The 20,999-nt window shown below is 74.7% G+C and carries 16 protein-coding genes; all 16 read right to left on the reverse strand.

Going from position 1 to position 20,999, the window contains the following annotated elements; genetic code table 11:
- Positions 1-87: 87 nt before the first annotated feature.
- Positions 88-567, reverse strand: coding sequence for a UDP-N-acetylglucosamine--LPS N-acetylglucosamine transferase (locus tag O7603_RS10175; protein WP_281575446.1), 480 nt, complete (start codon positions 565-567; stop codon positions 88-90).
- 190 nt (positions 568-757) lie between these two features.
- A complete protein-coding gene (locus O7603_RS10180) occupies positions 758-2,047 on the reverse strand; it encodes a hypothetical protein (RefSeq protein WP_281575447.1) in 1,290 nt (429 codons plus the stop codon).
- Entirely contained in the window at positions 2,044-2,946 is a 903-nt protein-coding gene (locus O7603_RS10185) for a sulfotransferase domain-containing protein (RefSeq protein ID WP_281575448.1), read from the reverse strand. Before O7603_RS10185 ends, O7603_RS10180 begins: the two co-directional genes overlap by 4 nt.
- Positions 2,947-2,954: 8 nt before the next feature.
- Complete coding sequence (locus O7603_RS10190; RefSeq protein ID WP_281576656.1) at positions 2,955-4,529, reverse strand: lipopolysaccharide biosynthesis protein; 1,575 nt, start codon at positions 4,527-4,529, stop codon at positions 2,955-2,957.
- Between the two features lie 23 nt (positions 4,530-4,552).
- On the reverse strand, positions 4,553-5,818 hold the full coding sequence (locus tag O7603_RS10195) for an O-antigen ligase family protein (protein WP_281576657.1): 1,266 nt from the start codon (positions 5,816-5,818) through the stop codon (positions 4,553-4,555).
- A 98-nt stretch (positions 5,819-5,916) separates the two neighbouring features.
- On the reverse strand, positions 5,917-7,512 hold the full coding sequence (locus O7603_RS10200) for a lipopolysaccharide biosynthesis protein (protein ID WP_281575449.1): 1,596 nt from the start codon (positions 7,510-7,512) through the stop codon (positions 5,917-5,919).
- Positions 7,505-8,056: an acyltransferase gene (locus O7603_RS10205; protein WP_281575450.1), complete on the reverse strand. Its 552-nt coding sequence runs from the start codon at positions 8,054-8,056 to the stop codon at positions 7,505-7,507. Before O7603_RS10205 ends, O7603_RS10200 begins: the two co-directional genes overlap by 8 nt.
- 95 nt (positions 8,057-8,151) lie before the next feature.
- On the reverse strand, positions 8,152-10,095 hold the full coding sequence (locus O7603_RS10210) for a hypothetical protein (RefSeq protein WP_281576658.1): 1,944 nt from the start codon (positions 10,093-10,095) through the stop codon (positions 8,152-8,154).
- Positions 10,096-10,284: 189 nt separating this feature from the next.
- Complete coding sequence (locus tag O7603_RS10215; protein WP_281575451.1) at positions 10,285-12,000, reverse strand: glycoside hydrolase; 1,716 nt, start codon at positions 11,998-12,000, stop codon at positions 10,285-10,287.
- A 170-nt stretch (positions 12,001-12,170) separates the two neighbouring features.
- A complete protein-coding gene (locus tag O7603_RS10220; protein WP_281575452.1) occupies positions 12,171-12,992 on the reverse strand; it encodes a shikimate dehydrogenase in 822 nt (273 codons plus the stop codon).
- A complete protein-coding gene (gene mltG / locus O7603_RS10225) occupies positions 12,992-14,188 on the reverse strand; it encodes an endolytic transglycosylase MltG (protein ID WP_281575453.1) in 1,197 nt (398 codons plus the stop codon). The genes O7603_RS10220 and mltG overlap by 1 nt, the downstream gene beginning before the upstream one ends.
- Positions 14,188-14,646, reverse strand: a complete 459-nt coding sequence (gene ruvX / locus O7603_RS10230; protein ID WP_281575454.1) for a Holliday junction resolvase RuvX — start codon at positions 14,644-14,646, stop codon at positions 14,188-14,190. The genes mltG and ruvX overlap by 1 nt, the downstream gene beginning before the upstream one ends.
- A 70-nt stretch (positions 14,647-14,716) precedes the next feature.
- Positions 14,717-17,395 (reverse strand): alanine--tRNA ligase, encoded by a 2,679-nt coding sequence (alaS, locus tag O7603_RS10235; RefSeq protein WP_281575455.1) that lies wholly within the window; start codon positions 17,393-17,395, stop codon positions 14,717-14,719.
- Positions 17,392-17,697: a hypothetical protein gene (locus O7603_RS10240; RefSeq protein ID WP_281575456.1), complete on the reverse strand. Its 306-nt coding sequence runs from the start codon at positions 17,695-17,697 to the stop codon at positions 17,392-17,394. The genes alaS and O7603_RS10240 overlap by 4 nt, the downstream gene beginning before the upstream one ends.
- 31 nt (positions 17,698-17,728) lie before the next feature.
- Positions 17,729-18,190 (reverse strand): DUF948 domain-containing protein, encoded by a 462-nt coding sequence (locus tag O7603_RS10245; RefSeq protein WP_281575457.1) that lies wholly within the window; start codon positions 18,188-18,190, stop codon positions 17,729-17,731.
- Positions 18,191-18,341: 151 nt separating this feature from the next.
- Entirely contained in the window at positions 18,342-18,965 is a 624-nt protein-coding gene (locus tag O7603_RS10250; RefSeq protein ID WP_281576659.1) for a hypothetical protein, read from the reverse strand.
- Between the last annotated feature and the right edge of the window lie 2,034 nt (positions 18,966-20,999).

The raw sequence follows: 20,999 nt of genomic DNA on the forward strand, positions 1-20,999 counted from the left end.
GGTGCCCGGGCGGGCCGGCGAGCTGCGCGGCCGGCCGGGCCGGGGCGACCCGGGGCTCCGGCGCCGTCCCGTTCGTGGCGTCCTCGCTCACAGCAACGTCCCCACGACGGTCGCCTCCGGGTACTGCCGGCGCTGCTCGTCCCACTGCACGAGCATCACGGAGAGGAACGGGCGGCAGAGCCGGGCGGTCAGCGTCGGGGTGTCGATCCGGTCGTACACCTCGATGTAGACGGTCGGCACGCCCCGCAGCCGGGCCAGCACCACGAAGGGCACAGCGACCCCCGCGCCGGTGGTGACCACCGCGGCGATCCGGCGGCGGCGCAGCACCCGCCAGGCCAGCACCGCGTTGCGCAGCAGGTTCGGCAGGTTCCGGGTGGTCGGGTGGTGGGCGGGCACCAGCTCCTCGCCGGCGAGCAGCGACACCGCCTCGGGGGTATCGAAGGTGACCCAGCAGCGAGGCCACCGCTCGTACCAGGGGCGCAGGGCCAGCAGTTGGGCCAGGTGGCCGCCGCTGGAGCTGACCAGCAGCAGGGTCGCGGGACCCCCGTCGTCGATGTTCCTGTCCACGCGACTCCCCACACGTTCGCTTGGAGTTCCGACCGTCGCCACGCGGTGGCGAACGGCCGGTCGACCGGCCGGGAAAAGGTGACGACCGGACGGTCAGTCGAGGTCCCAGGTCGGCGGGCGTAGCGCGGCCAGCCGCGGCCCGTGGGCCTCCGTCACGAGTGGCAATTCTCCCGTCACTCTCCGGTGCGGGTCAACGTCCATCGGCGTGGCGATAAGTCCGGATCCTGCCTGATCGCTCCGCCATGACCTGCAGCAACGCGGGATGCAGCGCGGCGTTCCAGCCCGCACCGGCGTCCGCCAACCGCCACGTCCGCAGCCACAGCTCCAGCAGGTACGCGTCGGCCACGAGCCGCCGCTGCGCCGGACCGAGGCCGAGCCGGCCGCCGTACCGGTCGAGCTGCGTGTCGACGGCCCGCGCCGCGGCGGCCGCCGGCTCCCCGCGCAGCACCAGGGCCCGCTGGAACGCGTCGTGCGCCAGGTCGAGCCCGAGCGGGACGTCCGCTCCACTGTGCTCCCAGTCCCAGGCCACCAGCCGCCCGGCGTGGCGGCCCAGGTTCCACGGCACCCAATCGCCGTGCCAGTGTCCGAACTCGACCGCGGTGTCACCGTGCCGCCGCTCGAGGTCGGCCACTCCGGCGATCGCCCGCGCCCCGGCCGGGTCGGCGCTGGCGGCCCGGCTCGCCTCGGCCGCCAGGCGGGACAGGAACGGCGATCCGGCCAGCGGCCGTGGCGCCGCCGGCGGCCGAGCCCGCCGGGCGACCGCGAGCAGCGCCTCGGCCGACGGCGGGTCGGTGACCGGAAGCCCGCGCACCCGGGGCGGCAGCGGCTCGACCACCGCGACCACCTGCCCCGACCAGTGGACCTCGGTGAGCAGCCGGGGCGTCACCGGGTGCCCGGGCGCGCCGCCCAGCGCGCCGAGGGCGCGGAGAGCGGCGGCCTCGGCGGCCACCAGCGCCCGGGTCGCCCCGTTCCAGCCGATCTTCGCGTAGCCGCGGGGGCGGCCGTCCGCGGCGAAGAGTTGGAGGGTGGGCTTGTGGTTCGGGTCCGGGGGCCGTACGCCGCACGCGGCGTGCAGCGGCGCGCCCCCGAGGTCCAAGGCGAGCCGCGCGGCCAGTACGACGTCGGCAGGGCACGTGCCGGCGGGCACCGACACGGTGAGGGTCGGGAAGGCCGGGCCGGCCGCGCCGAGGCGGGACAGCCCGCCGAGGGCGGCCCGCACCGCCCGCACCCGCGGTGGCCGCAACGCGTTGTACGCCAGCAGCGACGCCGCGGTGACCCGGGACGCCCCGAGCGGCAGCAGGAACCGGGGCCGGGACAGCGACGGCACCACCGCGTACCGGGCCACGGCGCGGTGTCCGGCCGGCGGGGCCCCGCCCACGGTCAGCGCGATCCGCGCGTCACCGAAGACCGCCCGGCACACCCAGCCCAGCCCGTCGGCGCGCGACCGCGGGTCGGCGGATCCGGCGAACCGCCCGCTCACGCCGTCCGGTCCGGCCAGTCGAGGTCCAGCCCGAGGTGCCGCCGGAGCGCGTCGTTGTAGGGCCGGTAGTACGCCGCCAGCTCGGCCCGCAGCGCCGGCTCCAGTGGGGCCGACCGCCGGTCGTTGTAGACCCGGAAGTCGGGCGGGTCGAACGCGGGCAGTTCGAGGAACTCCAGCGTCCGGCGGTAGGTGGCGCGGGCGTCGCGGTAGAGGTCCTCGCTGGGCAGGACGAGGATCTGCCGTCGGTCGAACCGGTCCAGCCACGGCTCCAGGTGCTCCAGGTAGCGTCCCCGGGCCCGATAGCTGTACCAGTCGTGGCGCTCGCTGTGGTACCCCGGCTCCGCGATCAGCCGTTCCCGCTCCCCCGCCGTCCGTTCCTCCTCCGCGGTCAGCGCCTCGGCGAAGTCCAGCGGCTCGACGCCGTGCGTGCGCCGCTCCTTCCAGTGCGAGTACGCCCGCTCCACCGGGTCGCGCAGCAGCACGATCAGCCGTACCGACGGCATCAACGCGGAAACCCGCTGGGCGGCCAGCGGGTGGAACATGTAGAGCGGCGCGGCCTCGCCGACCCGCACCGGCCCGCCGTGCCGGTTCTCCAGCGCCGTTCGCTGCCGGGCGGTCGGGAAGTGCGAGCGGTACCAGGCCTCGCCCCGGTGCCAGTTCTCCTCGAAGTAGTGCGTGGCCTTGGTGTTCCAGGCCGGGAACAGTCGCGGCACCAGCGGATGGTCGACGAGGTAGTTCCACAGCGAGGTGGTGCCACCGCGCTTGGTGCCGATGATGAGGAAGTCCGGCGGTGGCCGGCGGTCGCTGGTCCGCACCCCGTAGTCGACCAGCGAGTCCTTCACCCGCCGGCTCACCTGGGTCGGCACGAGCTGCTTGACCCGGTCCCGGATGGACGACACGACCGCCCTCACCTGCCCTTCGTCGGGGCCGGAGTGCGGGGGCGCGTCGGCGCCGCCCGCTCCGGCCCGCGGATCCGCCTGATGCCCGCCCGGATGCGTCGCCGCACCCCGGGCACCGTCACGAGGCCGGCGCAACCAATGGTCAGCACGGCCAGCGCCACCACCAGGCCGGGGATCCCCCGGCCGGCGACGAGCACGCCGGCCAGCGCGGCGACCCCCACCCCGGCGACCGTCCCGGCCGCGGCGCGCAGCAGCGCCGCGTCGACCAGGGGTTGGCCGACCACCGCTCGCGCGCAGCCGGCGGCGGTGAGGTTCTCGGTGACGATGCCGGCCGCCCAGGCCAGCGCCGCGCCGGTCGCGCCGTGTCCCGGGACGAGCCAGAGCGCGAGGGAGACGGTGACCACCAGCCCGGCGAGCGTGGCGGCCAGGTGCAGACCGCTGCGGCCGCCCATCAGCAGCAGACTCTGCACGTTGCCCACCCCGGTGTTGACCAGCATCGCCAGCGCGAGCACGGTCATCGCGGGCGCGCCGGCGTCGAACTCGGGGCCGAAGAGCCGGAGGAACGCCGGCGCGAAGGCGGCCAGCAGCAGGTAGACCGGCCAGGAGAGCACCAACGCCCAGACCGTGAGGTGCCGGTGCACCGCCGCCGCGGCGGCCCGCTCCCCCTGGCCGAGCAGGCGCGACAGTTGGGGCGACACGGCCACCCGCAGCCCCTGCAGGGCCAACTGCCCGGCGAGCACGTAGCGGCCGACCGCGCCGAACACTCCGGCATCGGCCTGCCCCGCGAGCACCGAGGTCAGCAGCACGCCCACCCACATGCTGCCCGCGTCGATCGCCGCGGAGGCGGCCCGGGGCAGCGCGAACGACCAGAACGTCGACCAGTCGGCCGGCGCCGGCCGCAGCCGGGCGCCCCGGGTCAGGCCGAGCGGGCCGGCGACCAGGGTGAGGCAGACCAGCAGGGCGAGCGCCGCCGGAACCAACCATCCGGTCATCCCGACGAGCAGACCGCCGCCGGCGAGGGCCGCCGCGCCGACCAGCGCCGGCCGGGCGATCGGCAGCAGGAGGAACTGCACCCCGACGTACGCCCGGATGGGCCGTAAGCAGCGCACCGCCGCGAGCAGGAGGGTCATCCCGACCACCACCGGGACCGCCGCGAAGGTGACCGCCAGCAGCGGCGGACCCTCGGCGCCCGAGCCGCTCAGCAGCCGCGGGGCGAGCGCCGCCGCGGCCAGTACCCCGGCGACGGCCACCAGCACCGCCGCGACCAGAGGCGGGATCAGTGCCACCGGCAGCACCCGGGCGGCGTCGCCCCGCGCCCCGGCACGCCGTCGGGGCAGCGCCCACATCAGGCCGGTCTCCGCGCCGAGTGTGCAGACCGCGGTGGCGACGGTGACCACCCCGATCGCGGCGAAGAAGGCGCCCGCGCCGACCGGACCCCAGCCACGGGTGATCACCACCGCGAGGAGGAAGCCGAACAGACCGCTGGCCGCGGCGCCGGCCAGGCCGGCGACGCCGGTGCGGGCGCCACGCCGGCTCTCCGTCGCCCCGTCGACGCCGGAGCCGGCGGCCGGCGCCGCGCCGATCCCGGCCGGCCGGGTCGCCGCGGTCACGCCGGCACCACCGCCCGGACGGGGTGGGTGGGCCCCGCCGGCCCGGCCGGCGCCTCCCGCGCGGCCAGCGCCATGGCGAAGGCGATCGCGAAGAAGGCGACCGCGAGGTTCTGGTTGGCCATGCCGTAGAACGGGATCTGCGCCAGGCAGACCACCGGCACCGCCGCCAGCCACTGCCCGGCGGCCGAGGTGGCCCGGGCGCAGACCACCGCGGCGACGACGAACCAGGCGACGAAGCAGATCAGCGCGGGAACGCCGTGGCTGAACAGCACCATCCACAGTTGCCCCTGCGTGCCGATGGGAGCGTCCGCCGAGACGGTGTCCACGTCGACCGGAGCGCCGTACCCCAGCCACGGCGACTCCCGCACCCGGCGGAGCACCTCGAGGTAGAGGGAGAGCCGGTCGGTGTTCGTGTCGCTGCTCTCGAGTCGCCGGCTGATCAGGTCGGCGACCGGGATGAACAGGGTGGCCGCCGCGGCGACCACCACCACACCGACGACCGACACGGCCACCCGGACGTTGCCGCGCAGGCCGGCCCGGACGGCGAGCACGGCCAGACCGACGCCGAGGCTGAGGAACATCGCCCGGTTGAGGGTGAGGAACGCGGGGGCCAGCGAGAGCGGCACCGAGGCCAGCAACACCCAGCGCAGCGCACCGCGCCGTCGCAGCATGGCGACGGCCACCACGCAGGGCAGGGTCATCGCGTACGCGCTGCCGTAGTTGTTGGTGTAGGCGAACGGCGCGGCGGGCCGGTAGATCGGGTCGAGTGAACGGTCGCTGAACTCCGTCGTGGTCAGGTGCACCATGTCGTGGACGAACGGGATGCGGGCCACCCCGTCCGGCAGCAGCACCTCCGTCGGCGTGGCCAGCGCCAGCCGCGGCGCCAGCACCCCGAGCCAGCCCAGCACGACCAGCCCGAGCCAGAACGCGCAGAGCGGGGCGAGCACGGGCACCAGGTCGGTGCGCTCGCGGGCGGCGGCGTGGACGTACACCCCGACGACCAGCGCGGTGACGTAGAACGCCAGACGCAACGCGAACGTCAGCACCGCGGACGCCGACGGCAGTTGCGTGGCGCTCAACACGACCACGGCAAGGAACAGCAGCCAGATCCCCGCCGCCGGCGGCAGCGGCACCCGCCCCCGGGTCAGCAGCAGCGCGAGCAGCAGCGCGCCGAGCAGGGGCCAGCCGAGGTAGAAGACGCCGGCCAGCCACCAGACCGGCACCAGGCCGAACATCACCGCCAGCGGCCAGAGCGGCAGCAGCGGCGGCGCGGACGCCGGCGGCGACTCCGGCGGTGGCGCCGGTCGGGGGTCTCCCCCGGCCGGTTCGCTGGTCGCCGGGGCGCGGGTCGCGACCACGGTCAGGCTCGGCCGTTGCCGGTGAGCACGAAGCCGAGCGGTGTCACCCCCGCGGCGCGCAGCCGCTCGACGAGGCGGCGCAGGTCGCTCTGCCGGGTGCGGTCGCGTTCCACCACGACCACCGCGGTGCCCTGGCGGGCGATCGACACGCCGCGCTCGTCCGCCTCGGCCGGCGGGGCGTTGTAGAGCACCAGGCCGTGGTCGGCGCCCTGTCGCCAACTGCCGAACCGGACGCGACCGAGGCCCACCGGCACCTCGTCGGCGACCGGCCGCCCGTTCACGACGGCCCGGGCGACGGTCTCCCGGGGCAGGGTCAGGGTGGCGTCCGGGTCGGTCGACGGGCGGGCGCCGGGTGGGTGCGGAGACGGCCGGCGGGCCGCCACCGGCCTCGCCACCGGGCCGCCGCCGGCGGCCGCCGTTCCCGCCGGGCGCGGCTTCGGCACGACTGACCGGGCCGGGTCGGCGGGCGCCGCCAGCCGCCCCCGGTCGCCCAGCACGGCGGCGCGCAGCCGCTCGACGCGCCCGCTGTCGTCGGCCACGAACACCTCCCGCCCATCGGCGGCCAGCGCCACCGCGAGGCCGGCGGTGAACGCGGTCGGATCCTCCCGGGCGGTCACCAGGGACACCCGGACCGGCTGGCGGACCCGCTCGGCGATCGCCATCGCCACGTAGCGCAGATCGGCGTCGGCCGCCCGGCGGGCGCCGCGCAACGGCGGTCGGCGGATCGTGCCCAGCAGCGGCAGGCCGCTGACCTCCCGGCCGTCCCCGACCGACCGGACCCGCCGGTCCACCGACTCCCAGAGGTACGCCAGCACCACCCCGCAGAGCAGCCCGCCGAGCAGGCCGGCGAGCGGCTGCAGCACCCGGCTCCCGGCGGAGGAGACCAGTGCCTTCTCCGCGACCTGGGTGACCCAGCCGGGGTTCACGTCGACCGCGGCGATCTCGGTGCGCGCGGCGTTGAGCTGGGTCAGCTGGCTGTTGATCCCGGCCAGCTCGGCGACGGCGGCGTCCCGCGCTCCACCGGCCCGCTTCTGCACCTCGCCCTGCTGGGCGACGACCTTCGCGATGCTCTCGTCGTAGGAGCGCAGCATCTCGGCGCGCTGCTGCTCGTACATGGTGCGGCGCACGTTCAGGTAGGCATCGGCCGCGAGGTTGACGCTGCGCACCGCGCGCTGCGGACCGGGCGCCCGGTAGAGGAAGCGCAGGATCTGCCCGCCCGTGGGCACCTCCACCTCGAGCGCGTCGCGGACGTCCCGCGGGTCGTCGCCGACCGCGTCGGCGAGCCGTCGTACCACCTCGGTGCCGGTGGCGATGCCGCTCTCCACGTTCATGTTCACCGCGCGGTCCGCCCCCGCGCCGCTCGGGGTGAACGCGTCGGTGACGACCGGTCGCACCGCCACCACCGCGCTGGCGGTGACGGCCGGGGGCACCAGCAGCAGGTAGCCGAGCGCGGCCAGCAGGCCCGCCGCGGCGAGGGCGGCCACCAGCCGGGACCGGTGCAGCGGCACGCGGAGCAGGTCGGTGAGGGTGACGCTGCGGGCCGGTGGGCCGCCGGTCGGGCGGCCGGCCGGCCAGGGACCGTGTTCTGGTTCAGTCATGGAACTTCTTCACCGTCTGTTGTGGGTTACCGGCGACCACGGCCCCGGGCGGGACGTCCTCCCGTACGACCGTCGCGGCGCCGACGACGGAGTCGCGGCCGATCCGCACCCCCTTGAGCACCAGCGCGTGCGCACCGATCCAGACGTTCTCCTCGACGACGATCGGGGCGCGGGTGGCCGGGGTGGGTGGGTCGTGCCGCTGCCCGGGTGGCAGGTTGTGGAAGTCGTTGTCCAGCAGTTCGCAGTCGGACAGCAGGCAGCGGTCGCCGATGCGGACCGACGTCCAGCTGCCGATCCAGGTCGCGTTCAGCAGGCAGTCCGCGCCGACCCGCACCTCACCCGGGCCGGCGAAGCGGACCAGCTTGTTGAGCCGCGTCCGGTCGCCGATGGTGACCCGCACCCCTCGGCGCAGCCGGATCCGCCCGCGGATCTCGACGTCGCGGCCCAGCGACAGCCCCCGGTAGCGCAGCCGGTACCAGGCCCGTTTGGCCGCGAAGACCGCACGCACCGTGCGCCGACCGCGCAGGCCACCGGCACCCGCCACCGACCCCTCCCCCTGTCGTGGTGCCCGGCGGCGGTTGCCGCCCCCGCCGGGCCGATGTGGACGATTGTCGATGTCCCGCCGCGGCGGGACCACGGTCACTGCACGGAGAAGAACATCGACGGTGTGGACCAGCTCCGCCCGGGCGCCGCCGACGCGATCAGCGTCGTCGCCGCGCCGTTCACCACCGGGGTGGCCGTCGGGTCGAACGGGACGCCGCGCAGCGCGCCGTCGGTCGCGCCGAAGACGATCCGGCCGCCGACCCAGGCCATCCCGCGCACGTTCGACCAGGTCACCCCACTCGTGGGCAGGCTGAACTCGGTCCCGCCCAGGTAGTTGCCGTCGGTCTCGAAGTAGCGGTAGTAGAGCGCGTTGGCGCCGCTTCGGGTGTAGTAGAGCCGGCCGTCGAGGAAGAACGCGCCGGTCAGCGTCGACGGGGTGAACCAGTCGTTGTAGCCGGAGGCCTCCCACGGGACACCGATCGCTCCGCCGGTGAACATGGAGATGTCGATCCGGCTCCCGGTGGGCATGCCGGGCACGGTGTGCGACCAGTAGATCCGGTCGTCGACCCGCCAGGTCGCGCCGGCCGCCGTGTAGTTGGGCTGGTTCACCGTGGTCGCCGCGCCCAGCGCGACGCCGTCGAACGGCACCCGGGCCAGCTGACCCGACCCGACGCCGAGGTAGAGGTGACCGGTGGTGGCGGCGGGCGGGTTCCGCGGGGTGACGGTGCGACCGCCGGCCAGCGGGAACATGCCCAGCCGGCCGTGGTACTCGTCGGCCATCCCGTCGGAGTTGTGACCGAAGTAGAGGCCGTCGGGGCCACGCCAGAGCACCGGCACCGAGGAGCCCCACGCGCTCGCGCCGGCCGGCAGCGCCGAGCCTCCGCTGCGCCGCGGGTTCCAGTTGACCGGCATGCCGGTCGCTGTGCTGACCGCGCCGATGCCGAGCCGGTCGACCGCGCCGGGACCGGCGGCGTCGGTGGCGTTCGGGTTGTTCAACCACCGGAAGTGCCCGCCGAGGTAGATGACGTTGTCGGCCACCTCGACCGACGTGATGGTGTCGGTGCCGGTGTAGTCGACCCAGGTGGCGAGCTGGCCGCCGCCCCGGGCGGCGGTCTCGAACCGCACCAGCGCGTCGCAGTACGCCGCCGGCCAGCCGGCGCCGCCGTTGGTGCCGACCACGAACCAGCTGCCGCCACCGCCGAACTTGACGTCCTGGACGTAGTGGACGAACGTCGCCGGCGCGGCGCACGGCGGCACGAACTTCTCGGTGCTCCAGTCCAGCACGGTCGGCGTGCCGGTCAGGTCGACCAGCGCCATCTGGTTTCGGGGCAGGCCGTTGACGGCCAGGAAGTTGCCGCCGACGGCCAGGGTGCCGCCGTCCGGCGAGACGTCGATGGTCCAGACGTACGGGGCGGTGCCGTGCCGCCCGACGGTGGCGTCGACCGTGAAGCCCGGGTCGATCGCGCCGGTGCTGGCGTCGAGCCGGCCGAGACCGACGTGCGCGGTGCCGTTGAGCCAGTTGAAGGCCCCGGCGACGTAGAGGCGGTTGCCGCGCAGCACGAGGTCGCGGACCGTCCCGCCGTCGGATCGGCCGACCCAGCTGGCGAGGATCGCGCCGGTGGCGGGGTTGAGCGCCACCAGGTTCTTCCGCGAGACGCCGTTGACGGTCTTGAACGCGCCGCCGACGATGAGCGTCCCACCCGGGCCGGCGACCAGCGTGTTGACCGCGCCGTCCAGCACGGGGGCGAAGCTGGTGGAGATCGCGCCGGTGCTCCGGTCGTACGCGAAGAGGTAGCGGCGGGTGACCCACGCGGAGCCGGCGGTCTGCCGGACCTGGGTGAAGCTGCCGCCGACGAAGACGGTGGTGCCGACCTGCGCGAAGGCGCGCGTCTCACCGTCGCGAGCGTGCGGCGTCACGTCGGCGGGGTTCGCCGACACCAGCGTCGCCGGCTCCGGAACGGGGACCACCGCGGCGGAGGCCGGGGCCGGCACGGTGAGCACCGCGGCGACGGTGGCCGACGCGACCGCCCCCGCCCAGATGCGAAGTCTGCCGGCGAAAGGCCGACGGAACGGGAGTTCGGGCACGCTACGCCTCCATGGTGGACGAGGACCTGGGTAGCGTGCCTCGCCGACACAGGTGGGTGATATCCACCGATTGGGCCGTCAGTGTATCCGCAAGATGACACTGCGTAGCGAGTCGGAAGTCCGACCCCGTTCATCGACGTCTGTTCACCGCCCCGTCACAGTTGCCGGCTCGGTGGGCTGGCGCAGGTAGCTGTCCCGGCCGGCGCGGGCGAAGCCGGCCAGCGCCGCCGTGTCGTGGTTCATCGTCATGTCACAGGTGGCGGATGTGCTGGTCATGCCGGCCGAGTTGAAGTAGACGGCCGCCTTGATCTTCGGGTGCGCCTTCAGCGCCGCCGGGAACTCCTCGAACCACCGCTGCTTCGCCGCGCGGTCGGCCGCGTCGAAGTTCGTGCCGAACTCGGCGAGCATCCGCGGCTTGCCCGCGCCCACGCCGTGCTCGTCCAGCCATCGGTAGAAGGCGCCGATCGTCGTGCTCGGGCTCTTCCACACGCGGTTGCCGTTGCAGACGTGGAAGTTGTACGGGTCGTAGGCCACCCAGTCGACGTACCGGTCGCCGGGGTAGAGCCCGCGGTACCGGTCGTAGTGCCCGGACCAGCCCATCATCGTCCAGACCCAGACCGCGTTGTGCGCCCCGGCCGCGGCGAACCGGTCGTGCACGTGCCGCCAGGCGCGGACGAAGTCGGCGTCACCACCCTTGGCCGGCTCGTCCTCCGGCTCGTGGTCGAAGCCCAGAAAGACCGGCACGCCGGTGTCGCGGATCCGGCCCGCCACCGCGTCGATGGTCGTGTCGTACCGGCCACTGTAGACATCCGCCCAGGTCAGCACGGTGCCGCTGGCGAAGATCCGGGACTCCCAGGCGAAGAAGAGCAGTCGCCCCTCGCGCATCTGCTGCCGCTCGTACACGTCCGGGAAGGCGCCGTTGCTGCCGGTGTTCGAGAAGTCGTGGTAGCGGTGCACGATGTCGAACCGTCGCCCGACCTGCGCCTCCACCTCGGCGAAGGCTCGACCGTGATCCCAGCCGTCCGCCGGGCCGGCGGGCGCGTACATGCCCCACCAGGCGCCGCAGGACGGCACCAGCGTCGCGGACACCGCGCCGCAGCGCCCCGAGGAGTCGACGGGCGGGCTCGGCGTCGCGCTCGGCACCGTGGGCCGGGTCGCGCTCGCCGTCGGCGACGGCCTCGGCCGGGAAGGCGACGTGGTCGGCGACGACGGAGGCGCCGGGCGGGTGGTGACGACCGGCGCCGGCGGTACCCCGACGTCGTACGTGACGAGCAGGCGGGGACGCAGCCCGGCGTCCCGGTGCTCGACGGAGGCCCAGTAGATCCGGGTGTCCAGGCCCGCCTGGGCCAGCGAGACCGTCCAGAGGCCGTTGCCGGTGACCAGGCCGGAGACGTCCCACTCGTTGAAGCCCGGGCGGACGCCGGTCAGCGCGTCCAGGGCCGGACCCGGCACCCCCGGGGCCGGGCGCGCCGCCCGGGCGTCGACCCGGGAGGCGTACGCGGTCACCGTGGCGGCGGCCGTGCGCCACGCGTGCACGCGCAGGGTGGCCCGGACGTTGACCGCGTGGGCCGGAACGCTGGTCACCGCGAACTCGACGACCGCGTCCCGGCGGCCACGCGGGTTGCCGTCGCACGGGGCCGGGCAGGTCGCCAACGTCGTCTTGACCGCGTTGTTCCCGTCCTGCGGCACCGTGGTCGCCGTGGTGTCGGCCACCACCGCGGTGGCCGGGTCGTCGGCGGCCAGCAACGGCATCATCGTCGCCACGACGCCGGTGACCACCGACGCGGCGAGCACGCCGAGGAGCACGGCCTTGCGCCGGGCGCCGTGGTGTCGGAGGCGGTGCAGTCCTGGCCTACGCACAGATGACTCCCTGTGTCCATCGTGGTGACGCAGAGCAGCGTATCGGTGAACATGGCAGGTCACGGGGAGGTCAGAACGACCTAAGCAGGTCTTAACCGTCGGCTAAGGGCCGCCACGGGGAACCGCCCCCGTCCCACCGAGAGGCGGGAGGGCGCGGGGCGCGACGCAGGTCAGCGACGGGCGGCGGCGAGCGCGGCGGCCATCGCGGCGCGCGGCGCGGCGACGCCGGTGAACTGCTCGAACTGGCCGACCGCCTGGGCCAGCAGAAGGTCGAGACCGGACACGACCCGGCAGCCGGCGGCCACCGCGGCGGCGGCCAGCGGGGTCGGCCAGGGGTCGTAGAGCGCGTCGAAGAGCACCGTCCCGGCCCGCCAGTCGACCGCCGCGGCGAGGGGATCGGCGACCCCCTTCGGCACGGTGGCGACCACCACGTCCGCCTCGGCGTACCGGGCGGCGTCGGCCCAGCCCGCACCGGCCAGCGGCAGACCGACCGCGTCGGCCACCGCCCGGAGCTGCGCGACCGCCCCCGGGCGCCGGGCCACCACGGTCGCACCGCGCGCGCCCAGGCCGGCCGCCGCGGCCAGCGCCGCCCGGGCGGTCCCGCCCGCGCCCAGCACGGTCACCGCGGCGCCCGGGCGCACACCGGCCACGGTCAGCACCTCGACCATGCCGCCGACGTCGGTGTTGTCCGCGTACCAGGAGCCGTCCGGGCGGCGTACCAGCGTGTTGGCCGCACCGACCGCGGTCGCGACGGGCGAGGCGGCGTCGGCCACCGCGAGCGCCGCCTCCTTGCCCGGCATGGTCACCGACAGCCCGGCCCACTCGGGGCCGAGGCCGGCAACCAGCCCCGGCAGCTCCGACTCCGCACACTCGATCCGGGTGTACGACCACCCGGCCAGCCCCGCCGCCGCGTAACCGGCGTTGTGGATCACCGGGGAGAGCGAGTGCGCGATGGGCTTGCCGAGCACGGCCGCGCGTCGTGCGGTCGTCATCAGATGATGCCGGCCTCCCGGGCCCTCGCCTCGTTCGCCTGGTGCTGCTCGTAGGTGTCGGCGAACGCGGAGTGCCCCTGCTTGTCGATCGCCACGAAAAAGAGCCACTTGCCGGGCGGCGGCGCCATCGCGCCCTCCATGGCCTGCTTGCCCGGGTTGTCGATCGGGGTCGGCGGCAGGCCCTTGAGCTTCCGGTTGTACGGGTTCTTCGGGTCGTCGAGTTCGGCGTCGGTCATGTCCTTGGACGCCTTGGTCGGCCGGCCGATCGACTCCAGGTAGTAGTTGACCGTGACGTCCATCTCCAGGCAGTTGCACTGGAAGTCGCCGTACACCCGGTTGTAGGCCACCCGGGCGACCTTGCCCAGGTCGTCCTTGTTGCCCGCCTCCGCCTGCGCCAGCGACGCGACGATCAGCGCCTCGTACGGGGTGATCCCGCCCCGCTCCTTCTGCACCCGGTCGGCGAACTGCATGGTGCCGGTGACCGAGAGGAAGTTGTCCACCATTTGCTTGAGGACGGTCTCCGCGGTCGCCTTCGGCGGGATCTCGTACGTGTCCGGGAAGAGGAAGCCCTCGATCGAGGGGGTGACCTTCTTACCGTCGCTGCGCTTGAACCACCAGTCCGGCACGCCCAGCCCGATCGGGTCCTTCGCCGCGGTCTCGAACTCCTTGACCGGGATCTTGGTCTTCTCGGAGAGCAGCTTGTAGATGTTCTTGGCGGTGCGCCCCTCGGGGATGGTGATCCCGTTGACGATCCGGTTCTTCAAGTCGAGCAGCGCGGTGACGGCGTGCTCGCCGCTCATCTCCTTGCGCAGCTTGTACGTCCCGGGCTGGATGTTCTTGCTCCGGGAGTTGTCCGCCGCCGCCTCGACGAACGCCTTCGAGCTCTTCACCACGCCGGCGGTGTAGAGCGCGTCGGCCATGTCGGCGATCAGCGCGCCCTGCTTGATCTCGACCGTCACCTCGCTGGTGCCGGCGCCCTCGAAGTCCGGGGTGACGAAGTAGTTCTGGATCCGGTCGAATCCGTAGAACGCGCCGCCGCCGATCCCGCCGAGCAGGACCAGTGCGAGCAGCAGGGCGAGAACCGTCTTGCCACGCCCACCGGACTTGCGCTTCCGCTTGTTGACGAAGCCGCGCCGGTGCCGGCCCTTCTCCCCCCGCTCCGCCTCATCGAAGCCCAAGTCCAGATCGTCGATCATTACGTCCGCCTCCGCTGCGCGTCCAGCCAGCTCTGCAGAATCTCCACCGCGGCGGCCTGGTCGACAACCGCACGTTGACGTTTGCCCCGGACACCACGCTCGGCAAGCCTACGAGAAGCCACGACGGTGGACATCCTCTCGTCGGTGAGCGTTACCGGGACGGGCCTTATTACATCGGCCAGTCGGCCAGCGTACGCCTTCACGTGGACCGCCGCCGGGCCATGCTTGCCGGCGAGATTGACCGGAAGGCCGACGACAACCTCGACCGCCTCGTGCTCGGCCACCAGGGCGGCCAGCTCGGCAAGGTCGCTCGGCACCGCCTCCGGCGCCGTCGTGAGGTCCCGCGCCAGGGTGACCAACGGCGTGGCGAGCACCCCGTGCGGATCCGAGCGGGCAACGCCCACCCGGACCTGCCCGACATCCACACCGAGCCGCACACCGCGCGACACCTCACTCACCGAGGGTCACCCCCCGGTGGACGAGCCGGGGCGGACCGCGCGGTCCGCCCCGGCTGCCGATGGCCGTCCATCACGCCTCGGCAACCGCCTTCTCGACGGTGAGCAGCAGGTTCGGCGCCTCGGCCGCCGGCAGGCCGCCACCCTGGGCCAGGTCCGGGCTGCCGCCGCCCCGGCCGGAAAAGGCCGCCTTCACCAGGTCCGACGCGGCCAGGCCGCGGCTGCGGGCCGCCTGGTTCACGGCGACCACCAGCGACGCCTTCCCGTTGCTCCGGGCCGCCACGGCGACGACCGCCGGCCGCGCCGGGTCGATCTTGCCGCGAATCTCCTGAGCCAGCGTCCGCACGTCGTTGCCGCCCGCGCCCTCCGGCGCCTCGGTCCCGACGTACGCGACCCCGCGCACGTCCTTGGCCTGCGCGGCGAGCGCCGCCGCCCCGCCCAGCACCAGCTGCGCGCGGAGCTTCTCCAGCTCCTTCTCCGCGTCGCGGAGCTGGGTGACGGTCTGCTCGACCCGGTCGGCGACCTGGTCGGACGGCACCCGGTAGAGCTCGGCGAGGCGGGACACCAGCAGGTGTTCCCGGGCCAGGAAGTTGAACGCGTCCATGCCGACGAGCGCCTCGACCCGGCGTACACCCGAACCGATCGACGCCTCGGAGAGGATCTTCACGAGGCCGAGCTGGGCGGAGCGGGCCACGTGGGTGCCGCCGCACAGCTCCCGGGCGTAGTCGCCGACCTCGACGACCCGCACCTCCTCGCCGTACTTCTCGCCGAAGAGCGCCATCGCCCCGATCCGCCGCGCCTCCTCCAGCGAGGTGATGAAGGCGTGCACCTCCAGGTCGGCCAGGAGCACCTCGTTGACCTGCTGCTCGACGTCGCGCAGAACGCTCGGCGCCACCCCGGTCGGGGTGTTGAAGTCGAAGCGCAGCCGGCCCGGGGCGTTCAGCGACCCAGCCTGCGTGGCCGACTCGCCGAGGAAGTTGCGCATGGTCTGGTGCACCAGGTGCGTCGCGGTGTGCGACCGGGAGATGGCGCGACGCCGCGTGGTGTCGATCTCGGCGAAGCCGGTCTCACCCGGGCGCACCTCGCCCCGGACCACCCGGGCCCGGTGCACGATCAGGCCGGGCACCGGCTGCTGCACGTCGAGCACCTCGAGCTGGCCGGCGCCGACGGTGATCATGCCCTGGTCCGGCTGCTGGCCGCCGCCCTCGGCATAGAACGGGGTGGTGTCGAGCACCAACTCGACGGTGTCCCCCTCCACGGCGGCACCCAGCGGGCCGGTGGCACCGAGCAGCGCCCGGACCTGGGACTCCCGGGCCACCTCGCTGTAGCCGGTGAACCGCACCGGGCCGCCGGCGTCCAGCACCGCCCGGTAGGCGGACAGGTCGGTGTGGCCGGTCTTGCGGGCCTGCGCGTCCGCCTTCGCCCGGGCCCGCTGGTCGGCCATCAGCCGGCGGAAGCCCTCCGCGTCCACCTGCAGGCCCTGCTCGCCGGCGATCTCCAACGTCAGATCGATCGGGAAGCCGTACGTGTCGTGCAGCTGGAACGCCTTCTCACCGGAGAGCGCCTTGCCCCCGGCCGTCCGGGTCTCGGCGATCGCGACGTCCAGGATCGTGGTGCCCGCACGCAGCGTCGACAGGAACGCATCCTCCTCCGCGTACGCGTAGTCGGCGATCCGGTCGAAGTCCGTGGCCAGCTCCGGGTAGGACGGCGCCATGCAGTCCCGGGCCACCGGCAGCAACTCCGGCAGCGCCCGCTCCTGCCAGCCGAGCAGCCGCACCGCCCGGATCGCCCGACGCATGATCCGGCGAAGCACGTAACCGCGCCCCTCGTTCGACGGAGTCACCCCGTCACCGATCAGCATCAGCGCCGTCCGCACGTGGTCGGCGATCACCCGCAGCCGCACGTCGTCCGGGTGCGACTCGCTGGCCACGTGCCCGGAGTGCGCGCCGTACCGCTTCCCGGTGAGCTGGGCCGCCTTGTCCAGGATCGGCCGCACCTCGTCGATCTCGTACAGGTTGTCCACACCCTGCAGGATCGACGCCATCCGCTCCAGGCCCATGCCGGTGTCGATGTTCTTCGCCGGCAGTTCCCCGAGGATCGGGTAGTCGTCCTTCGACGTGCCCGGGCCCCGCTCGTACTGCATGAAGACGAGGTTCCAGAACTCCATGTAGCGGTCCTCGTCGACCGCCGGGCCGCCCTCGCGGCCGTACTCCGGCCCCCGGTCGTAGAACAGCTCGGAACACGGACCACACGGGCCGGGAATGCCCATGGACCAGAAGTTGTCCGCCTTGCCGCGACGCACGATCCGCTCGGCCGGCACACCCACCGACCGCCAGATCTCGTACGCCTCGTCGTCGTCCAGGTAGACCGTCGGCCAGATCCGCTCCGGATCGAGACCGAAACCACCCTGCTCCTGGGACTTGGTGACCAGGTCCCAGGCGAGCGGGATCGCCCCGTCCTTGAAGTAGTCGCCGAAGGAGAAGTTGCCGTTCATCTGGAAGAACGTGCCGTGCCGGCTGGTCTTGCCGACCTCGTCGATGTCCGGGGTGCGGATGCACTTCTGCACACTGACCGCCCGCCGGTACGGCGGGGCCTGCTGTCCCAGGAAGTACGGGACGAACTGCACCATACCGGCGTTGACGAACAGCAGGTTCGGGTCGCTGATGGCGGGCAGCGGAGCGGACGGCACCACGGTGTGGCCGTTCGCCTCGAAGTGGGCGAGGTACCGCCGCTTGATCTCCGCCGTCTTCATCGCTGGTGTTCCTCCGGAAAGATCTCTCGGTCACCGATCCGCGGATCCTCCCGCAGGTCGGCGAACTGGTCGTCGAACGCCTCGCCCTGAGCGAACGCGTAGTGGATCTCCTGCTCGCGCTCGGCCATCCCGACCCGGACGTCCTCCACGAAGCTACGCAGCGACTCGACCAGGCCGCCAGCGGATTGGGACATCGTGCTCGCGATACCGGCCGGGGTGTACGACTGCGCGGTGCGGGTCGCCTTGCGGACCACCACCACCCCGACGGCGAGCCCGACACCCAGCCAGAACAACCGTCTCATGCTCCTCGCCCTCCTGGTCGCGCCGGTCGGGTCAGTGCTCGCCGCGGCGGGCGGCCCGCCGCTGCTGCTTGATCGTGTCGCGCACCTCACGCTCGGTCTCGGCATGCCGGCGCGCGGCGGCGGCCTTGCGGACGCCGTAGCCGAACGCGGCCACCTTGACCAGCGGGTTCGCCGCGGCGGCGGAGACGACGGCGACCAGGTTGGCGACGTTGGCGGTGACGTTCTGGGCGTGGCCGGTCATCGTGTCGACCTTGGCCAGCTGGAGGTTGACGCCGTCGAGCGAGGTCTGCACCTGCTCCAGGGTGGTGTTGACGTTCTTCACCGTGGTGTTCACGTCGCCGAGCAACGGCGCGGTCCGGTCGTTGAGGTCGTTGATCATGCGGGTGGTGGCGTCCACCGTGTGCCGCAGCCGCAGGATGGGCAGCGTCAGGATCAACACCAGCATCGCGAACGCGATCGCGGCGATCAGCGCCGCGACCTCCAATATGTCCACGCCTGTCCTCCTCAAGCAGAGTTCCGGGGACCGGACGCCCCGGGAACGTGCGACCGTGGTACCCACACCGGCGCTCGACGACCCGTGCCGGGTCAACGGGAGCAGGCGGGCCTGCCAGCCCCAGACCCTACCGTCCGTGATGGAAACCGGCTCACGACGGTGAGGGTGTCAACTCACCCAACGGATCACCGCTGACGGTCGGGAACGGATCCTCACCGGTGAGCGACGGGTCGGTGGTCGGCTGTGGCCGCGTCCGCTCGTCGTCGATCGCGTTGCGGACCTTCACCGACACCAACGAGCCGGCGCACGCTCCCGCAGCGGCCGACGGGTCGGGAGACGGCACGATGGCCGGCTCCCCGTCGACCGGCGGCGGCACGCAGGTCGGCTCGCGCACCCACAGGTCGAGGGTGAGTTCGTCCCGGCGCCAGCAGGTGTAGGTGCCCTTCTCCTGCTTCTCCGGGCAACGGTCCACCTTCCACGGCTGCCAGCCGTCGCGCCGCAACGCGTCCTCGTAGACCTGCGTGGTCTCCTGTGGGGACTTGTCCGAGGTGACGGTGCGCTCGCGCAACCGGCAGTCGAGCAGGCACCACCGGCTGCCGCTGACGTCGTCGACCGTCGTCACCGCCGCCCACCCGGGCACGTCCAGCGCGTCGAGGGTGTCGAAGACCGGGTCGCGACTCAACGTCCGGATGCCGAAGAAGACGGGCACGGCGCCGAGCAGCACCAGGGTGACGGTCGCCAGCACGGCCATCCGCAGCCGGCGCCGCTCGCGCATCTGTCGACGCAGCTCGGAGCGGGCGCCGCGCAGGCCACCGTCCGCCCCGCCGGAGTCGTCGTGCGAACCGTCCGCGTCGGCGGCGGCGTCGCGCAGCGGCGGAGGGCCGACCGGTTCCGGTGCGGGGCCGGGTCGGTCCGACGCCGGGCCGGGCGGCGGGACGACGGCGGCGGCCCGGGCGACCGCGGGCGGCTCGACCGGGCGGCCCGGAACCGGGACCGGCGGCACGCCGGACGGTTCGGGACGGCCCGGCTCCCGCTGCGGCGGCAGGGCCCGACCGGCGACACGGTCCTCAGGGGCCGGTCGCCCGGGGGCGGCCGCACGGGCCGCCGCGGGCGCGCCGGGTCGAGGGCCGACACCGGGGTGCGGGGGCTCGTCGCCGGCTGCCATCGGGGGCCGGCCGGGACCGCCCGGGCCGGGCCGGCCAGCCGGGTCGGGACCGGGATGCGGCGGACCGTCCGCGCCCGGTCGCGCGGCCCCACGGGCGGGACCCTCCGTGCCGGGTCGGGCCGCCCCACGGGCCGGAGCGTCCGGGCCGGGTCGGACGACCCCACGGGCCGGACCATCCCCGCCGGGACGCGCCGCCCCCCGCGCGGGACCGTCGGCACCGGGCCGTGGCGGGCCGTCGACGCCGGGCCGGGCCGTGCCCCGGGTGGGACCGGCCGGACCCGCGACGTCGGGGCCGGACCGGGCCGGCACGTCGGGGCCGGGACCGGGCCGGGCCGCGCCGCGGGTCGGGGCGTCCGGGCCGGGCCGGGTGGGACCGGGCTCCTGGCCCGGTGGGACGAGGCCGGGAGCGGGTCGACGCCCGGTGGACCGGTCCGGTGCCGGCGGGGGCACCGGGGCGGAGGCCGCTCCGCCGCGCCGGTTGATCACCGGGAGCTTCGGGTCGGTGTGCGGCGTCCGGCCCGCCTGCCGGAGCCAGTCGGCCGGGCGTTCCGGGCGCCCACCGCGGGCCGCGTTGGCCCCGGCCGTACCCGGTGAACGGGTGGCGGCGTCGGTCTCGTCCGACCCCGCACGCCGACGACCCGTTGCGGAGTCCGCCTCGTCCGGCGTCGCATGACGGCGGCCGCCGGTGGTCTCCGTCTCGTCCGACGGCGCGCGCCGTCGACCCGTCGCCGTCCCCGCCTCGTCCAGCGCCCCGCGCCGACGACCCGCGGTGGCGTCGGCGTCGTCCGATACCGCCCGCCGGCGACCCGGTGTGGCGTCGGTGTCGTCCGGTGTGGCCCGACGGCGACGCCCACCGGCGGTGGTCGCACCGCTCCCCAGCTCGCCTGTCGGCACGTCCGGGACCAGCGGAGCGTTGCCGGACGGCGGCACCGGCGGCGCATCGGATTCCGGCGCCCGCCTGCGACCACCAGCCGGGGCCCGATCGGTGACCGGACCACCAGCCGAGGCCCGGTCGGTGGCCGGACCTCCCGGCCCGCGGTCGGTGACCGGACCGACGCCGGGGGCGGGCGCGCCGGGGTCGACGGGCCCCCGGCGACGCCGGTCGGGGCGCGGTTCCGGCCGGGGGTCGCGATCCGCGGCCGGATCGGGGCGCAGCCCGCCCGGCACCGCCGACGGGCCGACCGGGGGAAGGTTTCGCGTCGTGGTCGGCGCGGCACCACCACGGGCTACGCCGGCCGGGTCGGTCGGTTCGCCGACCGCACGCCGACCGGCTGGCATGCCGGCGGGCCCGACGCCACGCGGGTCGGTGGGCTCGGGCCGGGGCCGCCGTCCGGGCTGCGCCGCCTCCGGTCGCCGCCCGACGGGCGCACCGGAGGTCGGGTGCGGCCCCGGAGCGGCGGGGGCGCCCGACGTCGGGTGGGTCCCGGTCGGCGCGGCGGCAGGGCCGCCAGGGACGGGACCGACGGCGCCGTGCGGCGCGACCGGGCCGCCGGAGGTCGGCCGGGCGCCTCGCGGACCGGCCGGGCCGCCGGTACCCGCGCGGGGGGCGGGCGGCGGGACCGTCGGGGCGCCGGAGACCGGTCGCGGCGCCTGCGGGCCGGCCGCACCGGCGGAGGTCGGGCGGGAGCCCGGCGGCGGACCGGC

It is taken from the genome of Micromonospora sp. WMMD812 (assembly GCF_027497215.1).
GTDB lineage: Bacteria > Actinomycetota > Actinomycetes > Mycobacteriales > Micromonosporaceae > Micromonospora.

Bases quoted from the DNA above. Each gene is read 5' to 3' on its own strand.
- O7603_RS10250 (WP_281576659.1), bottom strand. From the start codon at position 18,965: ATGCGCGAGCGGCGCCGGCTGCGGATGGCCGTGCTGGCGACCGTCACC.
- O7603_RS10220 (WP_281575452.1), bottom strand. From the start codon at position 12,992: ATGACGACCGCACGACGCGCGGCCGTGCTCGGCAAGCCCATCGCGCAC.
- mltG (WP_281575453.1), bottom strand. From the start codon at position 14,188: ATGATCGACGATCTGGACTTGGGCTTCGATGAGGCGGAGCGGGGGGAG.
- O7603_RS10200 (WP_281575449.1), bottom strand. From the start codon at position 7,512: ATGACTGAACCAGAACACGGTCCCTGGCCGGCCGGCCGCCCGACCGGC.
- O7603_RS10240 (WP_281575456.1), bottom strand. From the start codon at position 17,697: ATGAGACGGTTGTTCTGGCTGGGTGTCGGGCTCGCCGTCGGGGTGGTG.
- alaS (WP_281575455.1), bottom strand. From the start codon at position 17,395: ATGAAGACGGCGGAGATCAAGCGGCGGTACCTCGCCCACTTCGAGGCG.